General features: G+C 42.1%; 7 protein-coding genes. 5 read left to right on the top strand and 2 right to left on the bottom strand.

Translation table 11 applies throughout. The features are described 5' to 3' along the window. Positions 1–249 precede the first annotated feature (249 nt). The 5 genes from AB1401_15135 (at position 250) to cobS (ending at position 3,378) form a co-directional block, all read left to right on the top strand. Positions 250–525, top strand: a complete 276-nt coding sequence (locus AB1401_15135) for a 4Fe-4S binding protein (GenBank protein ID MEW6616786.1) — start codon at positions 250–252, stop codon at positions 523–525. 50 nt (positions 526–575) lie between these two features. Continuing rightward, positions 576–857, top strand: a complete 282-nt coding sequence (locus AB1401_15130) for a hypothetical protein (protein ID MEW6616785.1) — start codon at positions 576–578, stop codon at positions 855–857. A gap of 172 nt (positions 858–1,029) precedes the next feature. Then, on the top strand, positions 1,030–1,554 hold the full coding sequence (gene cobU / locus AB1401_15125) for a bifunctional adenosylcobinamide kinase/adenosylcobinamide-phosphate guanylyltransferase (GenBank protein ID MEW6616784.1): 525 nt from the start codon (positions 1,030–1,032) through the stop codon (positions 1,552–1,554). 16 nt (positions 1,555–1,570) lie between these two features. After that, positions 1,571–2,629, top strand: a complete 1,059-nt coding sequence (cobT, locus tag AB1401_15120; protein MEW6616783.1) for a nicotinate-nucleotide--dimethylbenzimidazole phosphoribosyltransferase — start codon at positions 1,571–1,573, stop codon at positions 2,627–2,629. A 2-nt stretch (positions 2,630–2,631) separates the two neighbouring features. Beyond that, positions 2,632–3,378, top strand: coding sequence for an adenosylcobinamide-GDP ribazoletransferase (gene cobS / locus AB1401_15115; GenBank protein MEW6616782.1), 747 nt, complete (start codon positions 2,632–2,634; stop codon positions 3,376–3,378). Positions 3,379–3,406: 28 nt separating this feature from the next. Here cobS and AB1401_15110 read toward each other — a convergent pair whose 3' ends face one another. Next, a complete protein-coding gene (locus AB1401_15110) occupies positions 3,407–3,964 on the bottom strand; it encodes a 2-oxoacid:acceptor oxidoreductase family protein (protein MEW6616781.1) in 558 nt (185 codons plus the stop codon). Positions 3,965–3,972: 8 nt separating this feature from the next. Next, positions 3,973–4,731 carry a thiamine pyrophosphate-dependent enzyme gene (locus AB1401_15105; protein ID MEW6616780.1) on the bottom strand — a complete coding sequence of 253 codons (759 nt, stop codon included), beginning with the start codon at positions 4,729–4,731 and terminating at the stop codon, positions 3,973–3,975. Positions 4,732–4,953 lie beyond the last annotated feature (222 nt).

Here is a 4,953-nt window from a genome sequence, read left to right as displayed (position 1 = left end):
ATCAATGAGGAGTCAGCCAATCCGGAGCTTATGAGGAAGATATCGAGGATAGGCAAAGGCAGGATATACATGATAGGTGAGGCAGGAGACATAACCTCCGCACTTATGGAAGAAAGAAGCAGGATGTAGCTTCATACAGATGGAGGTACATTACGCTTGTTAAGGCGGGTTCCCTGAAAAATTTATGCATTTGCTCCCAGGAGCATTTTTGCAGAGCCTCAAAGGAATTATCACTGAAGGGAGGATGCCATGATAATTAACTATGGGTATACAGACGGCAGTGGAGAATATTATATTGTAATAGACACTGATAAGTGTGACGGCTGTGGGGAATGTGTTCCTGCCTGTCCCCAAAATGTACTCGAACTTGCCGAAGATGATTACGGGGATGTAGTTGTAAAAGTGAGAGATAAGGTAAAGAGCAAGGTTAGCTATGTATGCCTGGGTTTTAACCCGGGGTGTAGTAAAAATGAGGTGAACTGCCGAAGTGTATGCAAACATGACGTAATCTCCCATACATGGTAGTGCCTTGGGGCTAAGGATTTTTGAATACTTGAACTTTGGGGGGATTTGACATGGAAGAAAAAGGTATAAATCTGGATTTTTTTAAGAAATTTGATAATGCAAAAGATATTTTTTCTAAGATATTCAGGAAGGCAAAGAAAGAAATTATATTACAGGACAGGGAAGAATTCGTGGAGTCCATGGCTGGCCAGATAATGGAAGATCATGGTTTAACTGAGGATGATGCCAACAAGTATGCAGACCTTATATATCAAATATGGGAAGAGACTTGTGCTTGCAGCATTACTGCCCTTGACCAGGAGATATCCCATATTAAGAAAAAGATTTTTTAAATAAGCACCCCAAAAATTCTGCTAACGTTTGCTCCAGAAGAAAGTTACCACTCTCCGGTAACAACTCAATATATCTCTTTATACATCCCACATATTCTGTCATCTTATTGATTAACGCGTCCTAAAAAAACATTGACAAAAGTGCTGGCCTATTATAGAGCTTCTTATTAATATGAGCCATGAAATAATCTTTGTAACAGGTGGAGCACGGAGCGGGAAGAGTACTTTTGCCTACAATCTCGCCAACTCAATTAGCAGCCCCCGAGCTTATATCGCTACTGCTGAACCTCTGGATGATGAGATGAAAGAGAGAATAAAAAGGCATCAGGAGGAAAGGGGACGAGGTTGGGATACCATAGAGGAACCCATTGATCTACCGGGGATTTTTAGTGGAATAAGGGGAAAATACACAGTAGTTTTGGTAGACTGCATAACTCTTTGGGTCTCTAATCTCTTGCATCTATACAAAAATGATGAAAAGAATGTAATGGATGATGTTGAGAAATTAATAGGTGTGTGTAAAAAAATTGATTCCCGTCTTATTGTTGTCTCCAACGAGGTAGGGATGGGGATAGTTCCGGAAAACAGGATGGCACGGTTATTTAGAGATATCTCTGGTAAGACAAATCAAATGCTGGCGAATATGGCCGGTTCAGTTTATTTTATAATATCGGGGTTACCTGTAAAAATAAAGTGATAGAGGGAGATTTAGCATGCAAAAGCTAAAAGATACTTTGGCGAAGATTGAACCCTTAAAGGAAGAATTATTCCAAAAAGCACAAGAAAGGCTGGATAATCTCACAAAGCCTAAGGGGAGCCTTGGAAGGTTGGAGGATTTTGCAAAAAAATACGTAGCTATAACCAGGAATCTTAATCCAAAGATTAAAAGCAAGTTTATTTTTACCTTTGCCGGTGATCATGGAATAGTAGAGGAGGGAATTAGTGCCTTTCCAAAAGAGGTTACAGGACAAATGGTGCTTAATTTTATAACAGGAGGTGCCGGGGTAAATGTGCTGGCCAGACACATAGGCGCTGAAGTTGTAGTGGTTGATATTGGAGTGGACCATGACTTTGAACCAGCAAACGGGTTGCTTATCAGAAAGATTGCCCGGGGAACTAAAAATATGTCAAAAAGGCCGGCAATGACAATGGAAGAAGCAATAAATGCTATAAATGTAGGTATCGATATTGCTAATGAGTATGCCGCTGGTGGCGCCGATATTTTTGGTACCGGAGACATGGGCATTGGAAACACGACAGCTAGCAGTGCAATCCTGGCAGCAATAACCGGTGAACCTTTGAGTAGGATCACAGGCAGAGGCACAGGGATAGATGATCAAACCCTTATGAGAAAGATGGGGGCAATTGAGAAGTCTATAAGCGTTAACAATCCGAACCCAAGGGATCCTCTGGACGTCCTGGCAAAGCTGGGTGGATTTGAGATTGCTGGAATTGCAGGTCTTATTATTGGGGCAGCAGCTAATAGAGTTCCAGCAGTAGTTGATGGTTTTATTTCAACTGCTGGCGCATTAATAGCTACTGAGATTAACCCTTTAATTAAGTCCTATATCTTTGCCTCCCATGCATCAGCAGAGCCTGGACATAATATAATGCTTGACAGAATAGGGTTAGAGCCAATGTTAGATTTATCTCTCAGACTGGGTGAAGGAACTGGCGCAGCATTGGGAATTACTCTGGTGGATGCCGGGGTAAAGATCTTGACCGAGATGGCTACCTTTGGGGACGTCAATGTTGAAGAAGCAATAAGATAATAATGAAACGGTTTGTTATTGCTCTGCAGTTCCTGACAATTGTTCGCCTTTCCAGAAACATTCAAATAGAGCCTGAAGAACTCGGAAGATCTATGGGATACTTTCCCATGGTTGGATTGGTTCTCGGGCTTATCTTAATCCTCTTTAATATATTACTCTTGCGTATCTTACCCGCTCCTGCAGTAGATGGCATCTTGATAACTATACTGATAGTCTTTACAGGTGCCCTGCATCTCGATGGTCTGGCTGATACTATAGATGGCTTGGCCGGGGGGAATTCTAAGAAGGAAATTCTTCATATAATGCGCGACAGCAATACAGGTGCCATAGGGGTTGTTGGTTTAACAATGACACTATTATTGAAATATACTCTCCTCATGAATATCCCGTATGAAATTAAGAATCAGATTTTGGTCGTTATGCCAGTGATTGGCAGGTGGTCTATGGTAGAACTTCCACTCTTCTCTCAGTACGCCAGGTCAACAGAGGGTATTGGGTCACCCTTTACTGCTTATCTAAGGAAAAGAGACTTTATATTTGCTTCAGTCAGTGCTATGTTAGTATCCTTTGCGCTCTTGGGGATAAAAGGGATAATTATAATGATTGCTATTGGCATAGTTACATTAGGTTTGGCTAGATTTCTAAAGGTCAAAATTGGAGGTATCACAGGAGACACCTTTGGCGCTATCAATGAGATAAGTGAAGTTTTATTCCTAATCTTAGTGCTGGCATTTCTGAACAATACTTAAGGCTTGTTTAAAAAATCATAAATTTTTTCTAGAGGTTTGTTGCTATCTTAATCCCTTCTCTGAAGGCTGCTATATTAAGCTCCTGTAATTTATTATTATTTTGAAACCTTTTGCTGATTTCTTCCTCTATCAATTCGGCTGGAATGGGTGTTACTTTTTCTATGTACGCTCCCAGGAGGACCATATTTCGAGCCAGGGCATTGCCCAGTCTTGCAGCGGTTTCAATGCCAGGTATTTCTAATACCTTGATGTCGCTTCTTTCCAGACTCCCATTTTTCCCGACGCTCTCCATAATAATCAAGCCATCGGGCAGTACCCTGTCCTCAAAGACCTTCAGGCGAGACGATTCTGTCATAACTATGGTCTGTGCTCCAAAAAGGAGAGGTGAAGCAATCTCATCATCGGAGAGAATAACTGTACAATCAGCAGGGGCTCCTCTTCTTGCAGTGGTCATACTGGGGTTCCACAGTACATATCTGTATTCTGAGACAGCCGCAGATGCCAGAATCTGCCCTATTATCATTGATCCCGTTCCGCCGATTCCGGCTATTATTACATCGTGTCTTTTGGATAGCGCTTCTTTCATAAAGCCTCCTATTCAATCTTGTCAACGTCTTTGAATTCCCCCAGAGGGAATTCGGGTATTACTTCCTCCTCGATTCTCTTTAAGCTCTCTTTAGGGGATAGGTGCCAGTTGGCAGGACAGGTAGAAAGTATCTCTACAAAGCTATATCCTACACCATCCCTCTGCTTCTCCAGAGCCTTTTTCATATATTTTTTAGTTTTTTTATAATTGGCTGGGCTGGTAAATGCACCCCTGGCAGAATAGGCTACCCCTTTTAAACTACCTATGAATTCGGTTGCCTGTATTGGGTATCCCTGGTCTTGGTTCCTTCCAAAGGGTGTTGTAGTAGTTACCTGCCCCATTACTGTGGTAGGAGCCAATTGTCCACCGGTGGTTCCATAGTTACCGTTATTGATCATAAAAGTGGTTATCTTTTCACTTCTGGCTGCTGCATGTATCGTTGGCTCGCAACCTATAGCCAGGGCATCCCCGTCTCCCTGCCAGGTTATGACTATGGTATCCTTGCCGAGGATACGTTTCATAGCGGATGCCACATCGCATGGCCTGCCGTGGGCAACCATTATTGAATCCGCGTTTACCAATACAGATGCCATTGTATAGCAGCCCACACCAACTACTAAAACCGAATTTCCCTCCATATCCAATTCATCTATTACTTCACATAGTGCCTTCACAGCAGTACCATGCTGACAACCAGGACAGAAAGGTATAATCACTGGGATATCCCTCCATAATCTGGGTGTTCCAGCAATCCATTTTTCTTCCATCAGAGCCCCCTTTCTCGAGTTAAATGCCTAAAGTTGGTATAAAGAAATTTCTATACAATTAAATTAACTCTTCTATTTTTTCTAGGACCTTCCGAGGATAGATTGCCCCCTCTTCTATCGGTAAATGCCTTTCCATAGAACTTATTAAATATACTTCAGTATGGCCTTGTGCAGCCAGCTTAACGTCCTCTATCATTTGACCCATATTGTCTTCTATTACCA

The organism is Thermodesulfobacteriota bacterium (assembly GCA_040757775.1).
Lineage (GTDB): Bacteria > Desulfobacterota > UBA8473 > UBA8473 > UBA8473 > UBA8473.
Note: the sequence above shows the minus strand (reverse complement) of the source record. Positions and strands in the feature narration are given on the sequence as shown.

What these genes read in the sequence shown, in the direction of transcription:
- AB1401_15135 (MEW6616786.1), top strand. Translation starts at nt 250, where the DNA reads ATGATAATTAACTATGGGTATACAGACGGCAGTGGAGAATATTATATT.
- AB1401_15130 (MEW6616785.1), top strand. Translation starts at nt 576, where the DNA reads ATGGAAGAAAAAGGTATAAATCTGGATTTTTTTAAGAAATTTGATAAT.
- cobU (MEW6616784.1), top strand. Translation starts at nt 1,030, where the DNA reads ATGAGCCATGAAATAATCTTTGTAACAGGTGGAGCACGGAGCGGGAAG.
- cobT (MEW6616783.1), top strand. Translation starts at nt 1,571, where the DNA reads ATGCAAAAGCTAAAAGATACTTTGGCGAAGATTGAACCCTTAAAGGAA.
- cobS (MEW6616782.1), top strand. Translation starts at nt 2,632, where the DNA reads ATGAAACGGTTTGTTATTGCTCTGCAGTTCCTGACAATTGTTCGCCTT.
- AB1401_15110 (MEW6616781.1), bottom strand. Translation starts at nt 3,964, where the DNA reads ATGAAAGAAGCGCTATCCAAAAGACACGATGTAATAATAGCCGGAATC.
- AB1401_15105 (MEW6616780.1), bottom strand. Translation starts at nt 4,731, where the DNA reads ATGGAAGAAAAATGGATTGCTGGAACACCCAGATTATGGAGGGATATC.